This is a genomic window from Pseudomonas sp. TE3552 (genome assembly GCF_056278945.1).
This window is the reverse complement of the sequence record NZ_JBWBQJ010000001.1, coordinates 4,042,684-4,065,561: the sequence shown is the minus strand read 5'-3', so window position 1 is coordinate 4,065,561 and position 22,878 is coordinate 4,042,684. Positions and strand designations below refer to the sequence as shown.

The 22,878-nt window shown below is 60.5% G+C and carries 24 protein-coding genes; 12 read left to right on the top strand and 12 right to left on the bottom strand.

Going from position 1 to position 22,878, the window contains the following annotated elements; genetic code table 11:
• The first annotated feature begins 90 nt into the window (after positions 1-90).
• The 3 genes from ACZ9BB_RS18320 to ACZ9BB_RS18310 all read left to right on the top strand — a co-directional run bounded on the left by ACZ9BB_RS18320 (position 91) and on the right by ACZ9BB_RS18310 (position 1,972).
• Complete coding sequence (locus ACZ9BB_RS18320; RefSeq protein WP_476215099.1) at positions 91-804, top strand: PA1041 family peptidoglycan-binding anchor lipoprotein; 714 nt, start codon at positions 91-93, stop codon at positions 802-804.
• Positions 805-942: 138 nt separating this feature from the next.
• On the top strand, positions 943-1,221 hold the full coding sequence (locus tag ACZ9BB_RS18315; protein WP_476215097.1) for a DUF1145 domain-containing protein: 279 nt from the start codon (positions 943-945) through the stop codon (positions 1,219-1,221).
• Complete coding sequence (locus ACZ9BB_RS18310) at positions 1,214-1,972, top strand: collagen-like triple helix repeat-containing protein (RefSeq protein ID WP_476215095.1); 759 nt, start codon at positions 1,214-1,216, stop codon at positions 1,970-1,972. The genes ACZ9BB_RS18315 and ACZ9BB_RS18310 overlap by 8 nt, the downstream gene beginning before the upstream one ends.
• A gap of 210 nt (positions 1,973-2,182) precedes the next feature.
• On the opposite strand, the gene ACZ9BB_RS18305 is transcribed toward ACZ9BB_RS18310, so the two are convergent.
• Positions 2,183-2,647 carry a CopD family protein gene (locus ACZ9BB_RS18305; RefSeq protein ID WP_476215093.1) on the bottom strand — a complete coding sequence of 155 codons (465 nt, stop codon included), beginning with the start codon at positions 2,645-2,647 and terminating at the stop codon, positions 2,183-2,185.
• A 98-nt stretch (positions 2,648-2,745) separates the two neighbouring features.
• Here ACZ9BB_RS18305 and dinG point away from each other — a divergent pair, with 98 nt between their 5' ends.
• The 5 genes from dinG to pdxH all read left to right on the top strand — a co-directional run bounded on the left by dinG (position 2,746) and on the right by pdxH (position 10,456).
• Positions 2,746-4,890, top strand: a complete 2,145-nt coding sequence (dinG, locus tag ACZ9BB_RS18300; RefSeq protein ID WP_476215091.1) for an ATP-dependent DNA helicase DinG — start codon at positions 2,746-2,748, stop codon at positions 4,888-4,890.
• 96 nt (positions 4,891-4,986) lie between these two features.
• Complete coding sequence (locus ACZ9BB_RS18295; protein WP_476215089.1) at positions 4,987-7,398, top strand: beta-agarase; 2,412 nt, start codon at positions 4,987-4,989, stop codon at positions 7,396-7,398.
• A gap of 129 nt (positions 7,399-7,527) precedes the next feature.
• Positions 7,528-8,673 carry a serine hydrolase domain-containing protein gene (locus ACZ9BB_RS18290; protein WP_476215087.1) on the top strand — a complete coding sequence of 382 codons (1,146 nt, stop codon included), beginning with the start codon at positions 7,528-7,530 and terminating at the stop codon, positions 8,671-8,673.
• 112 nt (positions 8,674-8,785) lie between these two features.
• Positions 8,786-9,784, top strand: a complete 999-nt coding sequence (locus ACZ9BB_RS18285; protein ID WP_476215085.1) for an OmpA family protein — start codon at positions 8,786-8,788, stop codon at positions 9,782-9,784.
• Positions 9,785-9,808: 24 nt separating this feature from the next.
• Positions 9,809-10,456 carry a pyridoxamine 5'-phosphate oxidase gene (gene pdxH / locus ACZ9BB_RS18280; RefSeq protein ID WP_217856680.1) on the top strand — a complete coding sequence of 216 codons (648 nt, stop codon included), beginning with the start codon at positions 9,809-9,811 and terminating at the stop codon, positions 10,454-10,456.
• 5 nt (positions 10,457-10,461) lie between these two features.
• Here the strand turns inward: pdxH and ACZ9BB_RS18275 are convergent, their stop codons facing one another.
• Entirely contained in the window at positions 10,462-10,698 is a 237-nt protein-coding gene (locus ACZ9BB_RS18275; protein ID WP_476215082.1) for a hypothetical protein, read from the bottom strand.
• 168 nt (positions 10,699-10,866) lie between these two features.
• Between ACZ9BB_RS18275 and ACZ9BB_RS18270 the strand changes: the two genes are divergently transcribed.
• On the top strand, positions 10,867-11,331 hold the full coding sequence (locus ACZ9BB_RS18270; RefSeq protein ID WP_476215080.1) for an outer membrane lipoprotein: 465 nt from the start codon (positions 10,867-10,869) through the stop codon (positions 11,329-11,331).
• 91 nt (positions 11,332-11,422) lie between these two features.
• Here the strand turns inward: ACZ9BB_RS18270 and ACZ9BB_RS18265 are convergent, their stop codons facing one another.
• From ACZ9BB_RS18265 to nhaA, 3 genes are all read right to left on the bottom strand, one after another.
• Positions 11,423-11,668: a pyocin S6 family toxin immunity protein gene (locus tag ACZ9BB_RS18265; RefSeq protein WP_476215078.1), complete on the bottom strand. Its 246-nt coding sequence runs from the start codon at positions 11,666-11,668 to the stop codon at positions 11,423-11,425.
• 15 nt (positions 11,669-11,683) lie between these two features.
• Positions 11,684-12,856: an S-type pyocin domain-containing protein gene (locus ACZ9BB_RS18260; RefSeq protein ID WP_476215076.1), complete on the bottom strand. Its 1,173-nt coding sequence runs from the start codon at positions 12,854-12,856 to the stop codon at positions 11,684-11,686.
• A 120-nt stretch (positions 12,857-12,976) separates the two neighbouring features.
• Positions 12,977-14,164 carry a Na+/H+ antiporter NhaA gene (nhaA, locus tag ACZ9BB_RS18255; protein ID WP_476215074.1) on the bottom strand — a complete coding sequence of 396 codons (1,188 nt, stop codon included), beginning with the start codon at positions 14,162-14,164 and terminating at the stop codon, positions 12,977-12,979.
• A gap of 248 nt (positions 14,165-14,412) precedes the next feature.
• Between nhaA and ACZ9BB_RS18250 the strand changes: the two genes are divergently transcribed.
• Positions 14,413-15,510, top strand: coding sequence for a PLP-dependent cysteine synthase family protein (locus ACZ9BB_RS18250; RefSeq protein WP_476218349.1), 1,098 nt, complete (start codon positions 14,413-14,415; stop codon positions 15,508-15,510).
• Positions 15,511-15,654: 144 nt separating this feature from the next.
• Here the strand turns inward: ACZ9BB_RS18250 and ACZ9BB_RS18245 are convergent, their stop codons facing one another.
• Together ACZ9BB_RS18245 and ACZ9BB_RS18240 are read right to left on the bottom strand one after the other, a co-directional pair.
• Entirely contained in the window at positions 15,655-17,268 is a 1,614-nt protein-coding gene (locus tag ACZ9BB_RS18245; RefSeq protein ID WP_476215073.1) for an NAD(P)/FAD-dependent oxidoreductase, read from the bottom strand.
• 95 nt (positions 17,269-17,363) lie between these two features.
• Positions 17,364-18,017, bottom strand: coding sequence for a COG3650 family protein (locus ACZ9BB_RS18240; protein ID WP_476215071.1), 654 nt, complete (start codon positions 18,015-18,017; stop codon positions 17,364-17,366).
• Between the two features lie 148 nt (positions 18,018-18,165).
• Between ACZ9BB_RS18240 and ACZ9BB_RS18235 the strand changes: the two genes are divergently transcribed.
• Positions 18,166-18,564, top strand: coding sequence for a hypothetical protein (locus tag ACZ9BB_RS18235; protein ID WP_476215069.1), 399 nt, complete (start codon positions 18,166-18,168; stop codon positions 18,562-18,564).
• A 35-nt stretch (positions 18,565-18,599) separates the two neighbouring features.
• On the opposite strand, the gene ACZ9BB_RS18230 is transcribed toward ACZ9BB_RS18235, so the two are convergent.
• Positions 18,600-19,199, bottom strand: coding sequence for a short chain dehydrogenase (locus ACZ9BB_RS18230; protein ID WP_476215067.1), 600 nt, complete (start codon positions 19,197-19,199; stop codon positions 18,600-18,602).
• A gap of 105 nt (positions 19,200-19,304) precedes the next feature.
• Here ACZ9BB_RS18230 and ACZ9BB_RS18225 point away from each other — a divergent pair, with 105 nt between their 5' ends.
• A complete protein-coding gene (locus ACZ9BB_RS18225) occupies positions 19,305-20,213 on the top strand; it encodes a LysR family transcriptional regulator (protein ID WP_476215066.1) in 909 nt (302 codons plus the stop codon).
• A 47-nt stretch (positions 20,214-20,260) separates the two neighbouring features.
• Here the strand turns inward: ACZ9BB_RS18225 and ACZ9BB_RS18220 are convergent, their stop codons facing one another.
• The 4 genes from ACZ9BB_RS18220 to ACZ9BB_RS18205 are packed head-to-tail and all read right to left on the bottom strand — an operon-like array spanning position 20,261 to position 22,701.
• A complete protein-coding gene (locus ACZ9BB_RS18220) occupies positions 20,261-20,764 on the bottom strand; it encodes a DoxX family protein (protein ID WP_476215064.1) in 504 nt (167 codons plus the stop codon).
• Complete coding sequence (locus ACZ9BB_RS18215; RefSeq protein WP_476215062.1) at positions 20,761-21,519, bottom strand: HvfC/BufC N-terminal domain-containing protein; 759 nt, start codon at positions 21,517-21,519, stop codon at positions 20,761-20,763. The genes ACZ9BB_RS18220 and ACZ9BB_RS18215 overlap by 4 nt, the downstream gene beginning before the upstream one ends.
• Entirely contained in the window at positions 21,516-22,370 is an 855-nt protein-coding gene (bufB, locus tag ACZ9BB_RS18210; protein WP_476215060.1) for an MNIO family bufferin maturase, read from the bottom strand. Before bufB ends, ACZ9BB_RS18215 begins: the two co-directional genes overlap by 4 nt.
• Positions 22,371-22,395: 25 nt before the next feature.
• Positions 22,396-22,701: a BufA1 family periplasmic bufferin-type metallophore gene (locus tag ACZ9BB_RS18205; RefSeq protein WP_454187585.1), complete on the bottom strand. Its 306-nt coding sequence runs from the start codon at positions 22,699-22,701 to the stop codon at positions 22,396-22,398.
• Positions 22,702-22,878 lie beyond the last annotated feature (177 nt).

Here is a 22,878-nt window from a genome sequence, read left to right as displayed (position 1 = left end):
GCCCCTCGCGCTCCGCGGCTTGTACAGTCGCGGATGCGGGTCTTTACTCCTGTGTGACCGGTATGGGCCGGTGACACAGGAGCATTCACAATGAGCGTTCTCACAAGGACCGTCTTGCCGGTTCTGCTGCTTGGCAGCCTTCTGTCCGGTTGCGCGACTCACAGCGATGGCACTGCCCCTCTCAATCAACGTACCTGGCCGATCTGCAGCGTCATTGGCGGATTGGTCGGCGGTGGTTTGGGCGCGATCGAAAGTGGTGGCTGGGCAGCGGGTGGAGCGGCGCTCGGGATCTTGACCGGTGGCTTGATCTGTTACGCCCAGGATGGCGATGAAGACGATGATGGCGTCTTCGATCGACGTGATCGTTGCCCCGATACGCCCGCCAATACACCTGTCGAACATCACGGTTGTCCGTTGCCGCAATACCCGGCCAGCGCGAAACCCGTTGAACCACCGGTATCCGAAGTCATCACCCTGAACGGTAACGTGTTGTTCGCATACAACCAATCCGAGCTGATGCCCGAAGCGCGCAGTCAGCTGGATTCGCTGATGGCCAAATTGCAGAGCGCGGATGTGGTGAGCATTAAAGTCATCGGTCATACCGACAGTCAGGGTTCGGACGCCTATAACCAGAAACTGTCGGAACGTCGTGCCAGCAGCGTCGCTGCCTACCTGTTGAGCCAGGGAGTGGCGCCGAACAAGCTCACCAGCGAAGGCCGGGGCGAAAGCCAGCCGGTGGCCGATAACGACACGGAAGAAGGGCGCGCGCAAAACCGTCGCGTTGAGTTGCACATTAATCGCTAAGCCCTGTGATAGAGCCGTCGGATGACGATCCGGCGGCCCAGCGGCGACCTTCTGGAAGAATTTTCTGTTGCCCTCTGGCTTATCCCGCGTGGAAGCCGTTACTGTGCGCGCAAAGAATAATTCTCAACGGAGGAGTGTATGAAGGTGTTTTGGGGGCTGGGGAAGTTGCTGACCCTGCTGTTCTGGCTGGTGGTGCTGGTCAATCTGCTCATGCCGTTTGTTCATCCGCTGCACCTGCTGGTCAATCTGGCCGGCAGCCTGTTGGCGCTGACCCATCTTCTGGAAGTGGTACTGTGCAACCGCAGTCTCAAAGGCCGAGCCCACCCTTGGCGTGATCGCCTGAAGATTGTCTTTTTCGGCGTTTTCCACCTGCAAACCATTCCGGCCCCGACCACTGCGAAGGCTTCCCATGCGTAAACTCTGTCTGCTCGCCGCACTTATCAGCCCATTGGCCTGCGCCCAAGTGGTGAGCGTTGAAAGCAATTCGCTGATGCGCTTGCCCAACACCGCCAGCTCCTTGCAACTGGAACGCCTGGACGTCGCCGATTACGGCACTTTGCTGATTCCTTCGAATGTGACCGAACTGACGGTCAATGAGCTGCATCTGGGGCGTGATGCGCGGATCGCCATAGTGCCGAGCGAGCAGGCTCTGGCATTGAAGATCAACCGAGCCCAATTGTCCGAAGGCAGCCAGATCACCGCACGGGGCGCCCCCGGGACTTACCTCAAGGCTGCCCGCTCCGGGCGCAACCTGGATGTGCAGATCAAAGCGCTGAACGCCGCACAATTATTGGTCGACGCTCGCGGTGGCGCGGGCGCACCGGGTTTTGTCGGCCTCGACGGGGCTAATGGCCAGGCGCCGGGTTGTACCTGGGGCCAGGCCGGTCACGGCGCCGATGGCAGTGATGGCAGCGACGGCCAACCAGGTGCGCCAGGGGCGCAGGTTCGGCTGGAAGTGCCGCGTGATTACCCGGCGGCGCGGATCAAGGTCGAGGTGGCGGGCGGAGTCGGTGGCGCGGCAGGGCCGGGTGGCAAACCGGGCGCGGGCGGCAAGGCCAAGGGGTGCTTCGTTTATAAAGCCGATGGTGGCAAGAGCGGTCGTCCTGGCGCCGATGGCCAGCCAGGGCCTGCCGGGGCGGCGGGTTCGGTGAGCATTCAGCGGTTGTAAGAACTCACAAATCACTCTGTGGTGATGGAGCTTCTGTGGCGAGGGGGCTTGCCCCCGTTGGGTCGCGAAGCGGCCCCAAAACCCGCGCGATTCCATTTTTCAAAAGTGAACGCGGTGACTGGTTTACGACTGCTTCGCAGCCGAACGGGGGCAAGCCCCCTCGCCACAGAAAAGCCATTTTTACAGGCAAGTCCGTCACCACGAGCCGCCTCAGAACATCGGCCGAGCCGCAGCGATCGCCACCAACACCAATCCGACTATCAGATTGATCCCCACCAACCGGCGAATCTTGCCCAGCACCGCGGCACCCGCTGGCCAATCCTGAGCCGCCACCGCCATGCGCAATTCCGGCAGCATCAACGCCTGAATCCGGATAAACAGCGCGGTCATCACCACATACAACCCCATCATCACTTGCACGTAACGCGGTGCCGCTTCAAACCCGGCGAACTGCAAATGAATCATGCCCACACCGCTGATCGGCAAAAGCACCACCGCGACCCAGACCCAGCGGAAAAAACCTTGAAACACTTCTACCCAGAGCTTCAACCGGGCAGGGCCTTCCAGCGCCTTCATCGCCGCGGGGCGCAAGACCATCCAGGCGAAAAACATGCCGCCGACCCACACCAGGGCGGCGACGACATGCAGGGTATAAACGATGCCAAAAGGTGTCATTGAGGTACTCCGTTCTGCGCGGGATTAAATAGCGGGGTATGATAGCGGCCGATCCGAAGTACTGAAAATTTATCCAGCCTTTTTGCGCCCGACAATCCATGATCAGCACTGAACTCAAAACCACGATCCAGGGCGCCTATTCGCGTTTTCTCGAAGCCAAGAGCCTCAAGCCGCGCTACGGCCAACGCCTGATGATCGCCGAAATTGCCAAAGTCCTCGGTGACATCGACACCGATGACGAAGGCCGGCGCAGTGGCGACCCCGCGATTGTCGCGGTGGAAGCCGGCACCGGTACCGGCAAAACCGTGGCCTACAGCCTGGCGGCTATCCCCGCCGCCAAGGCCGCCGGCAAGCGTCTGGTGATCGCCACAGCCACCGTGGCCCTGCAAGAACAGATCGTCTACAAGGATTTGCCCGACCTGATGCGCAACAGCGGGCTGAATTTCAGCTTCGCCCTGGCCAAGGGGCGGGGGCGCTACATGTGCCTGTCCAAGCTCGACATGTTGCTCCAGGAAGGTCATGCACAAACCGCCACTGCGCAGCTGTTCGAAGAAGAAGGCTTCAAGATCGAGGTCGATGAGGCCAGCCAGAAGCTGTTCACCAGCATGATCGAGAAGCTCGCCGGCAATAAGTGGGACGGCGATCGCGACAGTTGGTCGACGGCGCTCGAAGACGCCGACTGGGCGCGCCTGACCACCGATCACAGCCAGTGCACCAACCGTCATTGCCCGAACTTCGGCCAGTGCGCCTTCTACAAGGCGCGCGAAGGCATGGGCAAGGTCGACGTGATCGTCACCAACCACGACATGGTCCTGGCCGACCTGGCACTGGGGGGCGGCGCCGTACTGCCGGACCCGCGTGACACCATCTACGTATTCGACGAAGGCCATCACCTGCCGGACAAGGCCATCGGCCACTTCGCGCATTACACACGCCTGCGTTCCACCGCCGACTGGCTGGAAACCACCGCCAAGAACCTCACCAAATTGCTCGCCCAGCACCCGTTGCCGGGGGATCTGGGTAAGTTGATCGAGCAGGTTCCGGAGCTGGCGCGGGAGATCAAGACCCAGCAGCAGTTCATGTTCAGCGCCTGCGAGCAGGTTGCCGACTTCAAGCCCGGCGAAGACGTCGAAGGCCGCGAGCGGCCGCGTCACCGATTCGTCGGCGGGGTGATTCCCGAGCACATGCGTGAAATGGGCATCGAGCTGAAGAAAGGCTTCGCCCGGCTGACCGACCTGTTTACCCGGCTCACCGAACTGCTCAAGGAAGGCATGGACGGCGAGGTCAACATCGGCATCGCCAGCAACCAGGCCGAAGAGTGGTATCCGCTGTTCGGCAGCCTGTTGTCGCGCTCTTCGGGCAACTGGGAGTTGTGGACCGCTTTCACCGTCGAAGACCCGGAAGACAACCCGCCCATGGCCCGTTGGCTGACCCTGGCCGAAAGCGGTTCGCTGTTCGACATCGAGGTCAATGCCAGCCCGATCCTTGCGGCAGACATGCTGCGGCGCAATCTGTGGAACGTGGCTTACGGGGCGCTGGTGACATCGGCGACCCTGACCGCTCTCGGCACCTTCGACCGCTTCCGCATGCGCGCCGGCCTGCCTAAAACCGCCGTGACCGCAGTGGTCCCAAGCCCCTTCCACCATGCCGACGCCGGCGTGCTGCGGGTGCCGGACCTCAAAGCCGATCCGCGTGATGCACCGGCGCACACCGCGGCGATCATCCGCGACCTGCCGCAACTGGTAGAAGGCTCCCGTGGCACCCTGGTGCTGTTCTCATCGCGTAAACAGATGCAGGACGTGTTCGACGGCCTGGACCGCGACTGGCGCAAGCAAGTGTTTATTCAAGGCAACCTGTCGAAGCAGGAAACCCTGAACAAGCACAAGGCGCGGGTCGATGGCGGGGATTCCAGCGTGCTGTTCGGCCTGGCGAGCTTTGCCGAAGGCGTGGATTTGCCCGGTGCCTACTGCGAGCACGTGGTGATCGCCAAGATCCCGTTCTCGGTGCCCGACGATCCGGTCGAAGCCGCGCTGGCTGAGTGGATCGAGGCTCGCGGCGGCAATCCTTTCATGGAAATCTCCGTGCCGGACGCCTCGCTGAAACTGGTCCAGGCCTGCGGTCGCCTGCTGCGAACCGAAGAAGACCGCGGCACCATCACCTTGCTTGACCGTCGTTTGGTCACGCAGCGCTACGGCAAAGCTATCCTCAATGCGTTGCCGCCATTTCGTCGTGAAATTTCCTGATGCACCGGTGGGCAAATCGGCCCACCGCGTTGTCTACCTCACTGCCACCGCTTTTCCACTGGCCCATTGATGGTCGTAAGGGAGATCCACGTTCCTATGATTCGCCGTTCGTTGCCCGCTGTTTTTGCCTTGATGTTTGCAGCCCCTTTACTGGCGGCACCTGCCGGCCAGCAGACGCTGTTCAACTTTGTGCGTCCCGCCGATGTGGTTCAGGTAGCGACCCAGGACGCCAGCCTGCCGCAATCCAATGCGGAGCAAACGGCCGAAGGCGAAGTGCTGCGCCGCGTGACCTTCAACCCGGCCGCCCAGCCGACCTTGCGCCTGACGCCGCAGACCGGTGCCTGGGACTGGTCGCAGTCGGGTGTCATGAGCCTGCGGATCCAGAGCGCGATGAACTGGGCCGTGACCCTGAACGTGACCATCCAGAGCAACGACGGCAAGACCCTGGTCAGCCGCGTCGATCTGCCGGCCGGCCCGGCGCAAACCCTGCTGGTGCCTCTGGTCGCCAGTTCGCCGCTGAGCCAAGGCATGAAAGCCGGTCCGCCGATGCCAATGACCTTCGAGGGGCAACGTGTATTGCTGGCCGACAGCACCGGTGAGCTGGATCGCAGCCAGGTGGTGTCGGTGACTTTGTCGATGGATCAGCCCAAAGTCGCCCAAAGCATCCTGCTCGAGCGCTTCGGCGTGCAGGATGGCGAGGCCGTCACCCAAGCCGCTTATGGCAACCTGGTGGACGCTTACGGTCAATCGACCCGGGCCAAATGGCCGGAGAAAGTCAGCAGCGACGAGCAACTGAAATCCGCCGCGGCCAAAGAACAGCAACAACTGAAAACCTGGCTGGCCGAGCGCGAGAAGGCGCCCCTGGACAAGTTCGGCGGCTGGACCAAAGGCCCGGCGTTCAAGGCCAGCGGTTTTTTCCACACAGAAAAACGAGACGGTCGCTGGTACCTGGTGACTCCAGAAGGCCATCCGTTCTATTCGCTTGGGGTCAACACCATTACCCCGAGCGTCAACCAGACCTACGTCGCCGGTCGCGAGTGGATGTTCGAGTCCCTGCCTAAACCCGACGAGCCCCTGGCCAGCCACTATGGCGAAGGTGACAACCGTGGCGGCAACGGCGCCGATCAGGGCAGAGCCTACAACGCCGGCCGCTGGTACGATTTTTATGGCGCCAACCTGCAGCGCCTTTACGGCGAGCCGTGCGTCATCACCAGTGAGACCAAAGCGGGTGTTGCCGACGCGGCTCAAGCGGACGCAGAAACGGCGCAGAAACCGACCGCCGCGCCATGCACCTCGCAGGCCTTCGACGAACAACGTTGGGCCAGTCACACCCTCGATCGCCTGCAGGCCTGGGGCTTCAACACCATAGGCAACTGGAGCGCACCGGTGCTGGGCAATGCCGACCGTGTGCCGTACACCTTGCCGTTGTCGATTGTCGGCGATTACGCCAGCATCAGCACTGGCAGCGATTGGTGGGGCGGCATGCCCGACCCGTTCGATCCACGTTTCGCCATGGCCACCGAACGCGCGGTGGCCATCGCCGCCCGCGACCATCGCGATGATCCCTGGCTGATCGGTTACTACGCCGACAATGAACTGGCCTGGGCCGGTCCCGGCGATGACCCGAAGGCCCGCTATGCGCTGGCCTATGGCACGTTGAAAATGACCACCGATGTGCCGGCCAAACGCGCCTTTCTCAAACAACTGCGCGACAAGTACCGCAACCAGGCGGGTCTGTCGAAAGCCTGGGGTATTGACCTGCCGGCCTGGGAATTGATGGAAGACCCGGGCTTCGTACCGCCGCAACCGAGCGCCGAATACCCGGAAATCGAAGCCGACTTCAAATACTTCCAGAAGGTCTTCGCCGACACTTACTTCAAGACCCTTTCCGACTCGCTCAAATGGCACGCGCCGAACCAGTTGTTGCTCGGTGGCCGCTTTGCTATCAGCACCCCCGAAGCGGTCGAGTCCTGCGCGCAATACTGCGACGTGTTGAGCTTCAACATGTACACCCTGCAACCCCAGGACGGCTACGATTTCGCCAAACTGCGCAGCCTGGACAAACCGGTGCTGATCACTGAATTCAATTTTGGATCGAAGGATCGCGGGCCGTTCTGGGGCGGCGTGACACAACTGGCCAAGGAAGAAGATCGCGGCCCGGCTTACGCCCACTTCCTCAAACAGGCGATGAGCGAACCGTCGATTGTCGGCGTGCACTGGTTCCAGTACCTCGATCAACCGGTCACTGGTCGTCTGCTGGACGGCGAGAACGGGCACTTCGGGCTGGTAGGCATTACTGATCTGCCGTTCCAGGGCTTTGTCGACAGTGTGCGCAAAAGCAATTTGCAGGCTGTTGATCAACTCGGCAAAGAGGCCGAGAAGGCCAGGGCGGAGGCGGAAAAAGCCGCCGAGAACCATGAGGGCGAGGGCGGCAAGCAAGGCGCCGTCGGCAAAGGTGCGCAGAAGGGCGCCGGCCATGCGGGTGGGCATTCGGGCAATGGTCATTAAACACTGAGATCCCCACAAGGCTCCTGATTAATTTCATGGGCGACCGCCCGGCCCGACCCTGTTCCCAAAACCCTCAAGGGCTGGAACAATGCGGGCCACTTTGTAGAGCGTTTATCCGGGAGAGTTGCGTTGCAGATTCAGGGTCATTACGAGCTTAAGTTCGAAGCGGTGCGCGAAGCTTTTGCGGCGCTGTTCGACGATCCTCAGGAGCGTGGCGCGGCGTTGTGCATCCGGATCGGCGGGGAAACCGTTCTCGACCTCTGGGCCGGCACCGCCGACAAAGACGGCAGCGAAGCCTGGCACAGCGACACCATTGCCAACCTGTTTTCCTGCACCAAGACCTTCACCGCCGTGACCGCGCTGCAATTGGTGGCCGAAGGCAAGCTGCAACTGGATGCCCCGGTCGCCCGTTATTGGCCCGAGTTTGCCGCTGCCGGCAAAGAGTCCGTGACCCTGCGCCAATTGCTCTGCCATCAGGCCGGCCTGCCGGCCCTGCGTGAATTGCTGGCCCCCGAAGCGCTTTACGACTGGCAGACCATGGTCGATGCCCTGGCCGCCGAAGCGCCATGGTGGACGCCGGGTCAAGGTCACGGTTATGCGGCGATCACCTATGGCTGGCTGGTCGGTGAATTGCTGCGTCGCGCCGACGGTCGTGGGCCGGGCGAATCCATTGTGGCGCGGGTCGCGAAGCCTTTGGGGCTGGATTTCCACGTCGGCCTCGCCGACAAAGAATTCCATCGTGTGGCGCACATCGCCCGTGGCAAGGGCAACGTCGGCGATGCCGCGGCCCAGCGCTTGCTGCAAGTGACCATGCGCGAGCCGACGGCCATGAGCACGCGGGCCTTCACCAACCCACCGTCTATAATGACCAGTACCAACAAACCGGAATGGCGGCGCATGCAGCAGCCGGCCGCCAATGGCCACGGCAATGCCCGCAGCCTGGCCGGTTTCTACGCCGGTCTGCTCGACGGCAGCCTGCTGGAAAGCGAAATGCTCGACGAGTTGACCCGCGAACACAGCGTCGGCGAAGACAAGACTTTATTGACCCGGACCCGCTTCGGCCTGGGTTGCATGCTCGATCAACCGGATGTACCCAACGCCACCTACGGCCTCGGCCCACGGGCGTTCGGTCACCCGGGTGCCGGCGGTTCCATCGGTTTTGCTGACCCAGAATACGATGTGGCCTTCGGCTTTGTGACAAATACCCTGGGGCCGTACGTCTTGATGGATCCACGAGCCCAACAGCTTGTGCGAGTACTGGCCACTTGTCTGTAAATCACGCTTGAGGGGGCCAGGGCCGGAACCCGAAAGCCTTTGTGGTTTCAAAGCGCTGTTTATCCGGGCCAACCCGGTCTGATTCTTCATTACTTCATTTTGTGGATATCCAATGTCATCCAATAAAACCCTCGCCCTGGCCCTGTGCTTCGCTATCACCGGTTGCGCACAAACCCCACAAAATGACGCCGCAGGCGCTAGCAGCTGGTGGCCGTTCGGTTCTTCCGACAAGGTTGCGGCGAAAGAACCCGCTCCAGCCCCTGCGCCCCTGAAACCGGCTGCCACGGCACCCGTCGCCAAGGCTGAAAGTTCGTCCCCCTGGTACTGGCCGTTCGGTGGCAAGGAGCAGGGTGCCGCCACCCAGGGCACCGCCAAAGCCGTGCCGATGCCTGATCCGAAAGTTACCCAGGCCTGGCTCAACGATTACGAACCGCGCCTGCGCGAAGCGATCAAGGGCAGCAACCTGAAACTTGAGCGTCGTGATGACGTATTGGTTGTCACCGCACCGGTAGAAGGTTCGTTCAACCCGGATCGTCCGGCCATGCTGCTGCCGGTGACCCTGGGTCCATTCACCCGTGTCGCGAAGATCCTCGAAGTCGATCCAAAGACTGCCGTGCTGGTACTCGGTCACAGTGATACCTCGGGCTCTGCGCCGGCCAACGTGAAACTGAGCCAGGAGCGCGCCCAAGCGGTGGCGGCGATCTTCCGTCTCAGCGGCCTGCAGCGCGATCGCCTGATGCTGCGCGGCATGGGCGGTGAGGAACCGCGTGCCACCAACGACAGTGCTGACGGTCGTGCCTTGAACCGTCGCGTCGAACTGTTGGTGACCCCGCAAAACACCATGGTCGCGTTGCTGGCCAAGTACAATATGCCGGCTCCTGCGCCAGTGAAGGTGCTTGTCGCGCAAGACATCAAGCCAGTGGCTAAGCCTGTGACCCCGGCACCTGCTGCCAAGAAAGCGGCAGTACCGGCCACGAAAAAGGCACCGGCCAAGAAAGCAGTTGCCAAGAAAGCGCCTGCTAAAACCGCTACTCCAGCGAAAAAGACTGTACCGGCCAAAGCGGCTGTCGACACCAAGAAAGTCGTTGCCGGCGATGACACAAAGAAGTGATTCGTTAACCAAAAGGAATGCGCCATGACCCGGCCCTTGGCAGATATGCGTCGCGACTACACAAGAGATGGCCTGACCGAGGCGCAAGCCCCGGCCGAGCCGTTCGCGCTGTTCCACCAGTGGTTTGCCGACGCGGTGAAAACCGAGCAGGTGCCGGTGGAGGCGAATGCCATGACGCTGGCCACCGTCGATCAGGACGGTCGGCCGCATTGCCGAATTCTGCTGCTCAAGGGCCTGGACGAGCAGGGCTTCACCTTCTTCACCAACTACGAAAGCGACAAGGGGCAGCAACTGGCAGCCAATCCATTTGCAGCCATGACGTTCTTCTGGCCGGCCCTGGAGCGCCAGGTGCGCATCGAAGGGCGGGTGGTGAAGGTCACGCCTGAAGAGTCCGACGCTTACTATCAGGTTCGCCCGCTGGGCAGTCGTCTCGGTGCCTGGGCCTCGCCCCAGAGCCGTGTGATCGCCGATCGCGGCGAACTGGAAGCATTGCTCAAGAACACTGAGCAACGTTTCAGCGACACCCAGCCTCACTGCCCCGAACACTGGGGCGGTTATCGCTTGCTACCCGAGCGCATCGAATTCTGGCAGGGCCGTCCGAGCCGTCTGCACGATCGCCTCAACTACCGCTTGCAGGGCGCCGACTGGGTTCGTGAACGCCTGGCACCTTAAACGGTCTACCGATCGGGATAACCTGCCGCAGCGGCTTCAAGCCACTGAGGCAGGTCCCTGCGCTTGATCTTCTGCGCTTGAGCGTTCGCCAGTTGCTGGAGCATGAAGACTCTTTTCTGCTCGTCTTTACCCGCCAGTGACAACGCCAGATCGCGGTCCATCCAGCGTTTTATCCGCACGTACAGCCACCAGTGGAAGTACAGACCGGCAACGGTCGTGACGACAATGATGAAGTAATCCATGAAAATCCTTGGGTCAGCGGCGCAGATTTTGTAATTTGACGCTACTGTGTGGTGAATTCGAAAAAGCCCTGTACCGGGCCTGAATGAAACCAATTTTATCCGGGCGATGCAGTGACAGGCGTCAAGCCGCGGGTTTTAATGGATACCTGTCCTATGGAGTTTGATGCTATGCGTAAGTCTGTTCTACTGGTTGCTTCCTTTTCCACGATGGCAATGTTGCTCACTGGCTGCCAATCGAGCCTGACCGGTGACTCTTACTCCCGTGACGAAGCGCGTCGTGTGCAGACGATTCGCATGGGCACCATTGAAGCCCTGCGTCCGGTGAAAATCGAAGGCACCAAAACCCCAATCGGCAGCGCTGCGGGCGCAGTCGTAGGTGGCGTCGGCGGTAGCGCCGTCGGCGGCGGTCGCGGCAGCATTGTCGCAGCAGTCATCGGCGCCGTTGCAGGCGGCCTGGTAGGTTCGGCCGCCGAAGAAGGCCTGACCCGCACACAAGGTGTCGAAATCACCGTGCGCGAAGACGACGGCAGCATGCGCGCCTACGTGCAGGAAGTTCAGCCAAACGAAGTGTTCCGCGTGGGTGAGCGGGTGCGTATTTCCACTGTTGGTGGGACTAGCCGCGTTTCGCACTAAGCGGGAATGTAGGGTAAAAGAAAACCCCGATCAGGTGACTGGTCGGGGTTTTTTGTGTCTGCTGTTTTCGGGTATGCCAGATTCAATATCGTTAGTCTTGGCAAAGTCCCATGTAGTACACCAAGTCGTCTCTGAAAGAGTCACCAACCAGTTCCATAATCGTGTTGGCTTGAGTGGGGGATAATTTGTGCTCGCCCATGGGTATATCCCACAAGGTTGACCAGCCCATGACGTTGAGCACTGCCACCTCTAAGGTCTGCGGCACATCCTTTTCGTATTGCAATGAATCGTCCGGGTTCGGCTCGTCGAAGAAACCGGAGATTTCAATAAATATCATTCTTGGTCCTCATCGTTACTTTGTTGATGTCCGTCTCTCAGGTTTTGCTTTGCCAGTCTGTTCGCCCGTTTTTGCATCAAACTCTCCTAAGTGATCCCCTGCCCAGTTGTACACTTCGACGGCGCCATGCTGATAATCCCATTCATAAATGCGCTTCTTACTTTCCCAGCGTTTTCGATTTCCCTTAGTCTGAACACGAATAGCATCGGGGAATGCCGGCAGAACCTTTGGTGGAGGATGATAACTGTGGTCACCACTGATAGGCCTTGCCACCACTACGTATAACGGCTTTAACCCCGAGTCCACCGGAAACACAAGAATGAAATCCTTGTACTCAGGCGGATACACCGGGTTCACGATGATGCTGTCAGCCGCCTTCGTCGGTGGGTAAACCCAGATGTGCGGCGCTTGCGGTGCGGCTTCCAGGGCGGGGATGCCGAGGATGTTTGAACCGTCCTCGGCCGGTGTCCAGATCAGCTCTATACCGTCCCCAAGATCTGCCACTTGCTGACTGCCGCGCAGGGTGAACTGCACGACATCAACCATTTCCCAGTCACGGTTTTTGCCAGTGTAGAAACCGTATCCCTTGAGACTGCCATCAGCCTGTTGCTCGACTCTGAGGCGTACACGAGTGCGGGCCTGTTTGAGCGCGCGCAGTTGGTCTTCGGTGTAGAGCGAGCTGTCGCCAAGGCTCGAAGGCATGACCAGGGCCACCAGACCTGCCAAGGTGGCCGCGGCGGTGCTGGCGGCGACGGCGGGTAATGCGGCGAACGCTGAGCCACCCAGGGCGAAGCTGCCGAAACCCGCTGGAATGGCGGTGCCACTGATTTTCTTGAGTGGGATGCCACCGCTTTCATCAGCCTCGCGAGCGCCGAGCAGGATCAGCTCGCCGTAATCCTTCAGGCTGTCGGTGGGCACCATGCCTGAGGGATTCGTATAGTCGATGATTGCGTCGGGCAGTTTGCAGGACTTGGCGAACACGCATCCTGCACGGACAACGTCATCTTTTTCTGCAGAGCCTGGAAGACTGTCTTCGAAGGCCTGCTGTCTGGCGAGCATGGCGTCGTAAGCGCTTTGTCTGGCATCGCGCTTGGCCAGTTCGGTGGCCGTCATGTAGCGGTGGGTGACGTGATGTCCATCGCCTGACGGCGGGTTTTGCACCCGGGGGATGTCCTTGTTGCCAGCCACTGATTGTCCTTTCGCTCGTCCATGGGCAGCCCCGGAAGAGGGGCTGCACGACGTTAACGAACGTGGCTAATCGTGGCTGTAGGACGAATCCTGAATGTCGCTAAGAGTGTTCTCTATCGCTCAGGATTGCAGTGCGGCGCTCTTGCGACTCGCCGCTGCCGTCACCGCATAACCGATCAATGCCGCCAGTATCGAGCCGGTCAGAATCCCCATGCGGTCCATCCCGGCGTATTCACTGGTGCCGGGCACGAAGGCCAGGGAACCGACAAACAGGCTCATGGTGAAACCGATGCCGCAGAGGATCGCCACGCCCAGCACCTGGCCCCAGTTGGCGCCTTGGGGGAGGGCGGCGATGCCGATTTTTACCGCCAGCCAGGTCAGGCCGAACACGCCGACGGTCTTGCCCAACAGCAGGCCGACAGCAATGCCCATCGGCACGTCGTGGGTGAAGCTTTCGACAGTCACGCCGCTCAGGGACAGGCCGGCGTTGGCGAAGGCGAACAGTGGCAGGATGCCGTAGGCCACCCACGGATGCAGGGCATGTTCCAGGGTCAGCAGTGGCGAAGGCTCGGCGTTTTTCGTGCGCAGTGGAATGCAGAAGGCCAGGGTCACGCCGGCCAGTGTCGCGTGCACGCCGCTCTTGAGTACGCAGACCCAGAGGATCAGCCCGATGATCATGTACGGCCCGAGCTTGACCACACCGAGCCGGTTCATCCCGATCAACGCCGCGATGCAGGCTGCGGCCAGCGCCAGGGACAAGGTCGACAGTGCGCCGGAATAGAAGATCGCGATGATGATGATCGCGCCCAGGTCATCGATGATCGCCAGGGTCATCAGGAACAATTTCAGCGACACCGGCACGCGTTTGCCCAGCAGGGCCAGTACGCCGAGGGCGAAGGCAATGTCGGTGGCCGTCGGGATGGCCCAGCCACTCAGCGCGGTCGGGTTGTCACGGTTCAAAAACCAGTAGATCAGCGCCGGCACCACCATGCCGCCAATTGCGGCCGCACCGGGCAGGACGATCTGCGACGGTTTCGACAGTTGGCCGTCGAGGACTTCGCGCTTCACTTCCAGGCCGATCAACAGGAAGAACAGGGCCATCAGGCCGTCGTTGATCCACAGCAGCAATGGCTTGGCGATTTTCAGCGCGCCGATCTGAGCCACCACGGGGGTGTCCAGCAGACCGCTATAGAGCCATGACAGCGATGAATTGTTGATGATCAGGGCAAGGACAGCCGCGGCGATCAACAACAGACCGCTGGCAGCTTCCAACTGAAAGAAACGCGTGAACGTGCTACGCAGAGGCAAGGTCGCTCTCCATCGATGAATTCAAAAGGTGGCACACCCTAACCCGTACCGTTAGTTGTTAAAACAAAAGTTATATTCTTTTTTGTTATATACCGTTACAACGTGATCGGGCAGCAGGGACCTGAGCCTAGCAGTTGCCGGACGTATTGGATCTCAGCTGTATCTGTGCATGATGTAGGTTCTTTCCTAAGCTTGTGGGCTGAGCCTTGCGACAAGGCCGACTCTTTGCCTGATTCAACGAGAAAACCATCATGAGCGACAACCGACAGTGGGCCCGCGAAGCCATCCGGATCATCGAAGCCGACTTCCAGCGCAGCGCCGATACCCACTTGATCCCCTTGCCGCTGCCGGGGTTGCCGGGCATCGAGTTGTACTTCAAGGATGAATCGAGCCATCCCACCGGCAGCCTGAAACACCGCTTGGCGCGCTCATTGTTCCTCTATGCGCTGTGTAACGGCTGGCTCAAGCCCGGTGCGCCGGTGATCGAGGCGTCCAGTGGTTCGACGGCGATTTCCGAGGCGTACTTCGCCCGGATGCTGGGGTTGCCGTTCATTGCAGTGATGCCGGCCAGCACCTCCAAAGAGAAGATTGCGCAGATTGCTTTCTACGGTGGCAAGAGTCATCTGGTGGACGATCCGACGCAGATCTACGCCGAATCCGAACGCCTGGCTCGCGAACACGACGGTCACTTCATTGACCAGTTCACCTACGCCGAGCGCGCCACTGACTGGCGAGCCAACAACAACATCGCCGAATCGATCTTCCAACAGATGCGCTTCGAGCAGTATCCGGAACCGAGCTGGCTGATTTCCAGCCCCGGCACCGGTGGCACCACCGCGACGCTGGGCCGTTACGTGCGCTATCGCCAGCATCGCACCCGTGTGCTGTGCGCCGATGCCGAGCGTTCGGTGTTCTTCGATTACTACCAGAGCGGCGACGCCAGCCTGCGCTTGGATCACGGTTCGCGAATCGAGGGGATTGGTCGGCCACGGGTGGAAGCGTCGTTTCTGCCCAAGGTGATCGATGCGATGGTCAAGGTGCCGGACGCCTTGTCGCTGGCGGCGATGCACTATCTGGCGCAGCGTCTGGGACGGCATGTGGGCGGATCAAGCGGTACCAACCTGATTGGCGCGCTGATGGCGGCGCAACAGATGAAAGCGGCGGGGGAGTCAGGGTCGATCGTGGCGATTCTGTGCGATGGCGGCGAGCGCTATGCCACCACCTATTACGATCAGGCCTGGCTCAAGGCCCAAGGGTATGAGTTGAGTGGGTTGATGGATGCGGTGGCGGCCAGTGTCGAGCGCGGCGAGCCGCTGCCGGCCAGCGTGTTGCGCGCCAATATCTAAATCTTTCAGACACTGAAGACCCTTGTGGGAGCCGGGCTTGCCCGCGATGGCGGATTCAAATTCAACGGATGCGTTGACTGATCCACCGCTATCGCGGGCAAGCCCGGCTCCCACAGGTTATGTGTTGTTTCGGGGATTTGCGTGTCAGGCCTCGAGGCCGAGAATGTCTCGGGCCACCGCTTCAGCGATGCGAATCCCGTCGACGCCTGCCGACAGAATCCCGCCCGCATAACCCGCACCTTCACCGGCCGGGAACAAGCCCTTCACGTTCAGGCTTTGCATCGACTCGTTACGGGTAATGCGCAGTGGCGATGAGGTGCGTGTCTCGATCCCGGTCAATACCGCGTCGTGCAGCGAGTAGCCACGAATCTGCTTCTCGAATGCCGGCAAGGCTTCGCGAATCGCTTCAATGGCGAACGCCGGCAAGGCCAGCGCCAAATCACCCAGAGCAACGCCCGGTTTGTAGGACGGCTCGACGCTGCCCAACTCGGTGGACGGCTTGCCGGCAATGAAGTCGCCGACCAGTTGCGCTGGCGCTTCGTAATTGCTGCCGCCCAGCACAAAGGCGTGGGATTCCAGGCGTTCCTGCAATTCGATGCCGGCCAGTGGGCCGCCCGGGTAATCGACTTCCGGGGTGATGCCGACGACGATCCCGGAGTTGGCGTTGCGCTCGTTACGCGAGTATTGGCTCATGCCGTTGGTGACCACGCGGTTCGGCTCGGAGGTTGCCGCCACCACGGTGCCGCCCGGGCACATGCAGAAGCTGTAGACCGAACGACCGTTCTTGGCGTGGTGCACTAGTTTGTAGTCGGCCGCGCCGAGTTTCGGGTGCCCGGCGTATTTGCCCAGGCGCGCGCGGTCGATCAGCGACTGCGGGTGTTCGATGCGGAAACCCACCGAGAACGGCTTGGCTTCCATGTACACGCCACGGCCGTGGAGCATGCGGAAGGTGTCCCGGGCGCTGTGGCCGAGGGCCAGAATCACGTGTTTGGAATGGATCTGCTCGCCGCCATTGAGCTCGACGCCGACCAGTTGGCCGTCGTCGATCAGCACATCGGTAACGCGCTGCTGGAAACGTACTTCGCCGCCCAGGGCACGAATCTGCTCACGCATGTTTTCCACAACGCCAGTCAGACGGAACGTCCCGATGTGCGGCTTGCTGACGTAGAGGATTTCTTCCGGCGCACCGGCCTTGACGAACTCGTGCAAGACTTTGCGACCGAGGAATTTCGGGTCTTTGATCTGGCTGTAGAGCTTGCCGTCGGAGAATGTCCCCGCGCCGCCTTCACCGAATTGCACGTTGGACTCGGGGTTGAGCACGCTTTTGCGCCACAGGCCCCAGGTGTCCTTGGTGCGCTGGCGAACTTCGGTGCCGCGTTCGAGGATGATCGGCTTGAAGCCCATTTGCGCCAGCAGCAGCCCGGCGAAGATCCCGCACGGGCCGAACCCGACCACGATCGGGCGCTGGCTCAGGTCGGCCGGCGCCTGGCCGACCACTTTGTAGCTGACATCCGGCGCCACGTTGACGTTACGGTCATCGGCGAATGTGCGCAGCACTGCCGCCTCATCGCGAACGTTGAGGTCGATGGTGTAGATGAAGCACAGTTCGGAGGACTTTTTGCGCGCATCGTAGCTGCGCTTGAACAAGGTGAAATCGAGCAGGTCATCACTGGCGATGCCCAGGCGCTGCACGATGGCAGGGCGCAGGTCTTCTTCGGGATGGTCGATCGGCAGCTTGAGTTCGGTGATTCGTAACATGACGGGATCCGGTTCGCGGGGCGCACAACTGCGCCAAGGCGTTTGAAGCCCGCGATTATAAGCCTCAAAGGATGATTCCCGTGAGGCAAAAACGATCAGTCGTTTCGCGATCCGCCGAAATACCCACAACCGCGTTGCACCTGGCCGTCAATGCGCAGCTCGGCGCTCATGTGCTGCACGCTGCCGGTGCTGCTGTCGACGCAGCGTTGCGGCGCGACCCAGAGTTCGATGCGCTGATTATTGGCTTCGGTACTGAGATTGAAGCGGCCATCGCCCAGTTGCTCTTCAACGTACGGCAGGGCCAGGGGCGGCTGACCGGCGCGGTCGATGACCATGCCTTTGCCGCTGACTTTGACGCTCCATTCAGGGCCATGGCCAGCGGCGCGCAAGATCAACAGTTTGAAATTGGGATCATCACACGCCGTGCCCGAACGCTCGACACGGTACAACTGCTGCAGATCGAGCTGGTTGTCGGAGATCCGGCCACGCACGTCGGCGAACAGCTTGCCCCGCTCATCGGCCAGGGTTGCGGCCTCTTGCAGGACGCTGGTGCCGCCGCTGTCGTTGACCACCAAGCTGCGCTGCTCATTGCACGGCTGGAACAGCAGCTTGCCGTCGGCCGCCGTCAACTGGCCCTGCAGGCGGGTCTGGCCCACATGGGAAGCACTTTCGCGCGGGCCATCAAGCAACTGGCAAGCAGTGAACAGCGGAAGCAGGGCAACAAGCACTAAGGAACGGGCAAAACACATCGTTGAGTCTCCTGACAAGTGTCGCCACGTTACTCAGCCTGACCGTTCATCACAACCTAAGAGTTGGACTTGTCGAAGATCCGAAGCCGGTGCAAGCAACATTCGGCTTTACTACAGGCACTGAGGCGAAAGGAATTAGGGCGTAACCTTGTCGGCGTTTTCGTTGAAAGGAGGTTTTATGAGGGGAATAGGGAAGCTGCTTTTTTTGGCGTTGGGAATGGCTGGAGCGCTGCAGTGCCTGGCGGCAGAAATCGCTTTTTCGTCCGGATCGGATTTCACCGAGATGAGTCTTGAACTCAGGAGGGCGGGTGATATCAATCCGCAATCTATCGGGCTTCAGGTTACGCTGAGTCCTGATGCGCAGCGTCGCTTGGCGCAGATGACGCGTGAGGAAATGCATCAGTCGTTGACGCTGTTCATCAATGGGTTGCTGGTATCGACCGCGACGATTCAATCGGTAATCGAAGGCCCAAAACTGGCGATATCTGTACCGCGCGAGATAGCTCGCAATCTGGTACCTACGCTGCTGGAGCCTTCTGTACCTTAAGGCGACGCTGAGGCAGCGCCGCACTTGGGGCTTGTTCAGCCAACGCGGTAGGTCTGGCCAGTCTGCAAGCCTTCCACGCTTTTGGCGTAGGCCAGCGCCACTTCGGCGGCGGGAACCGGTTTGAAGCCACGGAAGTACGGAGCATAACTGCCCATGGCTTCGACCAGCACGTTCGGGCTGACCGAGTTGATGCGCAAACCGCGCGGCAGTTCGATCGCTGCTGCACGGACGAAGCTATCCAGGGCGCCGTTGACCAGGGAGGCCGAGCTGCCGGTACGAATCGGATCGTGGCTGAGAATTCCGGTGGTGAAGGTGAATGAAGCACCGTCATTGGCGAATTCCCGGCCGATCAGCAGCAGGTTCACCTGACCCATCAGCTTGTCCCGCAAGCCGAGCTCGAAGTCTTGTTCGGTCATGGTCGCCAGCGGCACGAAGTTGACGCTGCCGGCGGCGCAGATCAGCGCATCGAAGTTGCCGGTCTGTTCGAACAATTTGCGGATCGAGGCGCTGTCACTGATGTCGACCTGAAACTCACCGCTTTTACGGCCGATACGGATGATTTCGTGGCGCTGGGACAGTTCATGGTCAATCGCCGAACCGACGGTGCCAGAGGCGCCAATCAAAAGAATTTTCATCGTGCTGTACCTGAATGGGTTGGATTTAACTTTAAGTTTAGAGTGGTTTTTTCCATAGATAAGCGGGCTAATAGGCAACCTTTGGTTTTCAAATGGAAACAATCGATGAGCGAAATGGACGACCTGGCGGCATTCGCGGTGTTGATCGAGGCGGGCAGTTTCACCTTGGCTGCCCAGCAACTGGGCTGCAGCAAAGGGCAACTCTCCAAGCGCATCAGCCTGCTGGAAACGCGGTTCTCCGTGGTGTTGCTACAACGCACCACACGCCGCTTGAGCCTGACGGCAGCAGGCGCGGCGCTGTTGCCGCAAGCCCAGGCGCTGGTGGTTCAAGTCGAGCGAGCACGTCAGGCCTTGGCGCGGTTGAAAGACGACATGGCTGGCCCGGTGCGGATGACGGTTCCGGTTTCATTGGGGGAAACCTTCTTTGACGGCGCGCTGCTGGAGTTTTCCCGGCAATACCCCGAGGTGCAGATCGAACTGGAGCTCAACAATAACTACCGCGACCTGTCCCGGGACGGTTTCGATCTGGCAATCCGCTCGGAGGTGGCCAACGACGAACGTCTGGTTGCCCGTCCGCTGCTGGCCTGGCACGAGATGACCTGCGCCAGCCCCGGGTACCTTGAGCGATTCGGTGAGCCACTGACGCCTCAGGCACTGGCGGAACATCGCTGCCTGCTCAACAGCCATTACAGCGGTCGCGAAGAATGGCTCTATCACCAACTGCACGAGTTACTGCGGGTGCGAGTGTCGGGGCCGTTCGCCAGCAATCATTACAACCTCTTGAAGAAAGCTGCACTGGCGGGCGCTGGCATTGCGCGTTTGCCGTCCTACCTGCTGCAAGAGGAATTGGCTGACGGGCGTTTGCGCTGGCTCCTGCGCGATTATCAGACCCGTAGCATGCCGATGTACCTGGTGCATCCGTATCAGGGCGGTTTGCCGAAACGCACCCAAGTGCTGGCGGATTACTTGATCGGTTGGTTCAAGCGCAGTGGCGAGGCGTTGGATCGGCTTTAACGATAGCGGTAGGTCACTGAAATCTGATTCATCCCACAAGGGGATCTTCATCGTCTGGAGTTTTGAGGTCTGGCATACCGCTTGGCAATCAGATAATCAATCGACAACTTGCCCGGCCCGGTCGCCATCAAGTACAGCAACACCGCAACCCAGGTGCCGTGGGTCGGATAAGCATCGGGGTACACGAACAGCTGAATGGTCAGGGTCATACCCAACAGCGCCAGGGCCGAAAAGCGAGTGGCGAAGCCGATCAGAATTAGCACTGGAAAGAAGTGCTCGGCGAAAGCCGCCAGGTGCGCCGCCAGTTCCGGGGAGAGTAGCGGCAGGTGATATTCACTCTGGAACAACGGGATGGTCGAGTCCGCCAACCTTGGTACGCCGAGTTGAAACGTGCCGTCGATCAAGTCGATGGCCAGGCCTTCCACCTTGGTCTGCCCGGACTTCCAGAACACCGCGGCAATGGAAAAACGCGCGATAAAGGCGATCAGGCTGTGGGGGATTTTTTCCAGCCGCTTGATGGTGCGGGCGATGGGGTTCTGATGAAGGTTCATGGCGATACCTTGTGGCGTAAATGGGTAATGACGTTGTGGCTGATCAGCAGTGCCAGGGTTTGGCTGAGGTCGAAGGCGGGCTCTGTTTCCAGCGCTTGGGTCAGCGGTTGGCCGAGTCGCAGGTTCTGAATGAACGTGCTGGCGCCGAGGTCGATGGCAAAGACCTCAACCTCCAGATCGTTGCGCAACACCAGCGCGTTTTGCCCGTGGCCGAGGTCGATCCCGGCCAGCGTTGCGTCCTGTTGATGGGCCGCCCAGATTGCGACCACGGCGAAGGCTGAAGTCAGCAGGTTCAGGGAGGGGTGAAGCCCGACCGTCAGCTCGCTCAGAGCCTGTGGGTCCAACAGCGCGGTCTTGATCTGCTCATGGCTCAGGGGGTGCGCGTCGGCGGCGTGATAAGCCTGCACGCGCAACCGTTCCAGTCGTGCCACGTCAGCCAGATACGGCACGCTGGCTGCCGGTTCAAAGCTGTCGATGAACTTGGCGAAGTCCTTGCCGTAGTCGTTGATGAGTGGGCCTTGAGGCGGGCAACGCTGCACATACAGCGCCGCCATCGCCCGAAAGAATGCCTCGCCCACCAACTGCGAAACCACCGGGTAACTGTCGGCCAGGGCATTGATCAGCGAGCCCTGCACATTGTTGCGATACACCGCGAAACGGCTGGCCGGATCGGCGCCATTGGCACTGAACATGCCGTCGGGGCAGGGCCGTTGCGAATCGAGCAGGGCGGCGGCAAACGCAGCTTGAGTGCTCATGATCGGCCCCCCGCGCAATGCAGCAACTCATCGGCGTGACGGGCTTCGGCGTGCAGCACGCTGAAGGCCGGTAACCGGTTGTCGCGTTCGATCAACGTGGCGATCGGGCCGACTCGTTCCAGCACCTGTTGGTACAGTGCCCACACCGCGTTATCGATGGGTGCCCCGTGATCGTCGATCAACAGACGGTCGCCGAGGCAGTCGGTGTCTTCGGCAAACCCGGCCAGATGAATCTCTCCCACCGCCAGCAGCGGCAGCGCGTCGATGTAGGCCAGCGGATCTCTTTGATGATTGATGCAGGAGACGTAGACGTTGTTGACGTCCAGCAGCAGGCCGCAGCCGGTGCGGCGAATGACTTCGCGGATGAAATCCGCTTCATCGATTGTCGAGCGCTGGAACGCCAGATACGTCGCCGGGTTCTCCAGCAGCATCGGGCGTTTGAGAGCGCTCTGCACCTGATCGATGTGCTCGCAGACACGGTTCAGCGTCGGCGCATCGTAGGCCAGGGGCAGCAGGTCGTTGAGAAACACCGGACCATGGCTGGACCAGGCCAGGTGTTCGGAAAAGGACTGGGGTTGATAGCGTTCGATCAGCACAGCAAGCCTTTGCAGGTGCTGACTATCCAGCGGACCTTCGGCTCCGATGGACAGGCCAACGCCGTGCAGCGACAGCGGATACTGCTCGCCGATCAACCCCAGGAAATGATGAAACGGGCCGCCGGCCACCATGTAGTTTTCGGCGTGGACTTCGAAGAAACCGATGTCCGGTTGTGTACCGAGCACTTCACGAAAGTGCTCGGTCTTGAGCCCCAGCCCGGAGCGGGGCGGGAGCCCGGTAAATAAATGGTTCATGGTCGACACTCAGGCTGGGTTCTGATTACGACTTGGCTTTGTAGGCTTCCATCTGGCCGAAACCGGTTGGCGAGGTCTGGCTCATCGTGGTGGCGCAGGTGCCTTTAGGCACCAGTTTGAAGGCGTTTGGCTGGTAGTCGGTTTTGGCGGTGCCGGCGCAGGTCGTGCCAGCGCCTGCGGCGCAATCGTTGTGACCTTTCATGGCCACGCCGAAGCATTTTTCCATGTTGGCGTCAGCGGCGTGAGCAGTGGAGACAGCGGCGATGCTCAGGGCAGAACCGAGGGCCAGAACCAGGGCGGTGGCGGACAGGGTGCGGGTGGTAGCAGTCATGATGTTTCTCCGAAATTGAGCTTGGGTTGGCAAGCGTTTGTGCTTGCTTACCGCTCTAGAGAAACGACAAGGCGGGGTGTTACAGCTGACAGAGATTTTTTTTCAGGAATCCTCAAAACACCACGAATCTCCTGTGTGATCCTCATTGTTGTGAGGTTTGTGCCAGGCACAAAAAAA

What these genes read in the sequence shown, in the direction of transcription:
- ACZ9BB_RS18215 (WP_476215062.1), bottom strand. Translation starts at nt 21,519, where the DNA reads ATGAGCACTCAAGCTGCGTTTGCCGCCGCCCTGCTCGATTCGCAACGG.
- bufB (WP_476215060.1), bottom strand. Translation starts at nt 22,370, where the DNA reads ATGAACCATTTATTTACCGGGCTCCCGCCCCGCTCCGGGCTGGGGCTC.
- ACZ9BB_RS18225 (WP_476215066.1), top strand. Translation starts at nt 19,305, where the DNA reads ATGAGCGAAATGGACGACCTGGCGGCATTCGCGGTGTTGATCGAGGCG.
- ACZ9BB_RS18205 (WP_454187585.1), bottom strand. Translation starts at nt 22,701, where the DNA reads ATGACTGCTACCACCCGCACCCTGTCCGCCACCGCCCTGGTTCTGGCC.
- ACZ9BB_RS18275 (WP_476215082.1), bottom strand. Translation starts at nt 10,698, where the DNA reads ATGGATTACTTCATCATTGTCGTCACGACCGTTGCCGGTCTGTACTTC.
- ACZ9BB_RS18285 (WP_476215085.1), top strand. Translation starts at nt 8,786, where the DNA reads ATGTCATCCAATAAAACCCTCGCCCTGGCCCTGTGCTTCGCTATCACC.
- ACZ9BB_RS18245 (WP_476215073.1), bottom strand. Translation starts at nt 17,268, where the DNA reads ATGTTACGAATCACCGAACTCAAGCTGCCGATCGACCATCCCGAAGAA.
- ACZ9BB_RS18310 (WP_476215095.1), top strand. Translation starts at nt 1,214, where the DNA reads ATGCGTAAACTCTGTCTGCTCGCCGCACTTATCAGCCCATTGGCCTGC.
- ACZ9BB_RS18295 (WP_476215089.1), top strand. Translation starts at nt 4,987, where the DNA reads ATGATTCGCCGTTCGTTGCCCGCTGTTTTTGCCTTGATGTTTGCAGCC.
- ACZ9BB_RS18305 (WP_476215093.1), bottom strand. Translation starts at nt 2,647, where the DNA reads ATGACACCTTTTGGCATCGTTTATACCCTGCATGTCGTCGCCGCCCTG.
- ACZ9BB_RS18230 (WP_476215067.1), bottom strand. Translation starts at nt 19,199, where the DNA reads ATGAAAATTCTTTTGATTGGCGCCTCTGGCACCGTCGGTTCGGCGATT.
- ACZ9BB_RS18320 (WP_476215099.1), top strand. Translation starts at nt 91, where the DNA reads ATGAGCGTTCTCACAAGGACCGTCTTGCCGGTTCTGCTGCTTGGCAGC.
- dinG (WP_476215091.1), top strand. Translation starts at nt 2,746, where the DNA reads ATGATCAGCACTGAACTCAAAACCACGATCCAGGGCGCCTATTCGCGT.
- ACZ9BB_RS18315 (WP_476215097.1), top strand. Translation starts at nt 943, where the DNA reads ATGAAGGTGTTTTGGGGGCTGGGGAAGTTGCTGACCCTGCTGTTCTGG.
- ACZ9BB_RS18240 (WP_476215071.1), bottom strand. Translation starts at nt 18,017, where the DNA reads ATGTGTTTTGCCCGTTCCTTAGTGCTTGTTGCCCTGCTTCCGCTGTTC.
- pdxH (WP_217856680.1), top strand. Translation starts at nt 9,809, where the DNA reads ATGACCCGGCCCTTGGCAGATATGCGTCGCGACTACACAAGAGATGGC.
- ACZ9BB_RS18265 (WP_476215078.1), bottom strand. Translation starts at nt 11,668, where the DNA reads ATGATATTTATTGAAATCTCCGGTTTCTTCGACGAGCCGAACCCGGAC.
- ACZ9BB_RS18220 (WP_476215064.1), bottom strand. Translation starts at nt 20,764, where the DNA reads ATGAACCTTCATCAGAACCCCATCGCCCGCACCATCAAGCGGCTGGAA.
- ACZ9BB_RS18270 (WP_476215080.1), top strand. Translation starts at nt 10,867, where the DNA reads ATGCGTAAGTCTGTTCTACTGGTTGCTTCCTTTTCCACGATGGCAATG.